Origin of the sequence: Cryobacterium sp. TmT2-59, assembly GCF_004403545.1 — a bacterium.
GTDB lineage: Bacteria > Actinomycetota > Actinomycetes > Actinomycetales > Microbacteriaceae > Cryobacterium > Cryobacterium shii.
Window position 1 is genome coordinate 1 of the sequence record NZ_SOGM01000002.1, and the last position, 1,110, is coordinate 1,110.

The window sequence follows — 1,110 nt, forward strand, 5'->3', positions numbered from 1 at the left end:
CGAGGCGGCAACCTATGGCCGCTTCGCGACCGGCGACCTCGCCTCGATCCTCGGCTCGAACAGCTCCCGAACCCTGACCCATCGCGCTGACGAGGGGCAGTCGCTCGCGCAGGGCACCGCGGGCTGGGCGGCCATCGGCCGACCCATCGCCCCGATGCTCGACGTCTCCGCCGACGATCTGGAGGAGAGCGCGTGAGCGTCACGGCCACGGCGCCGCCAGCCCTGCCAGCGGAGCTGGAAGCGTTGATGCGGCAGCTGAAAATGCCCTACGCCCGCGCCCTGGCGCCCGAGCTGATCGCGACGGCGCGCGCTCAACGTTGGGAACCGGTCGAGGTCATCAAGGCCCTGTTCGTCGAGGAAGTCACCGGTCGATCCCGGTCCATGCTTGCTACCCGACGGAAGGCCGCGGGCTTCCCGACCGGGAAGACCTTCGACACTTGGGACGAGTCCGCATCCTCGATCCCAGTCCCAACGCAGCACGCCCTCCGGACGCTGGAATGGATCGGCCGGAAGGAGAACGTCGTCGTTTGCGGGCCCTCCGGGACCGGGAAAACCTTCTTCCTCGAGGCCCTCGGCCAGCAGGTCGTGGAAGCCGGGATGCGAGTCGCGTGGTTCCGCCTCGAGGACCTCGGCGCCCTGGTCCGCGCCCACCGTTCCGACGACTCCGTCAACCGTGTCGTCGCCCGGATCCTTCGCGCCGATTTGATCGTGGTCGACGATATCGGGCTGCTCGAAGTCGGAGCCGACGCGGCCGAAGGACTTTACCGGCTCGTCGATGCCGCCTACGAGAAACGCTCCATCGCGGTCTCCTCGAACCTGCACCCGGCCGGCTTCGACGCCCTCATGCCCAAGACCCTCGCGACCGCGACCGTCGACCGGCTACTGCACCACGCGCACGTTTGCCAGACCTCGGGCGACTCGATCCGCCTCACCCAGGCCCTCGCCGGGAAGGGCGTCACCGCGATGAGTTAGAACGAGCACAACCACGCATGGCCAACGCCACCAAACCCCAGGTGGGCAGATCTGTTGGCCATGAGTGGGCAGTTTTCATGGCCACCAGCGGGCATTCCTACTGGCCGCCAGTGGGCAGTTCGGATTGGCCATTGACAC

General features: G+C 67.7%; 2 protein-coding genes. Both read left to right on the plus strand.

The features are described 5' to 3' along the window. A partial coding sequence (locus tag E3T24_RS17105; RefSeq protein ID WP_198419661.1) for a hypothetical protein occupies positions 1-196 on the plus strand: 196 nt, incomplete at its 5' end. Then, positions 193-972 (plus strand): IS21-like element helper ATPase IstB, encoded by a 780-nt coding sequence (istB, locus tag E3T24_RS00195; protein WP_277871418.1) that lies wholly within the window; start codon positions 193-195, stop codon positions 970-972. The genes E3T24_RS17105 and istB, both read left to right, overlap by 4 nt. Positions 973-1,110 lie beyond the last annotated feature (138 nt).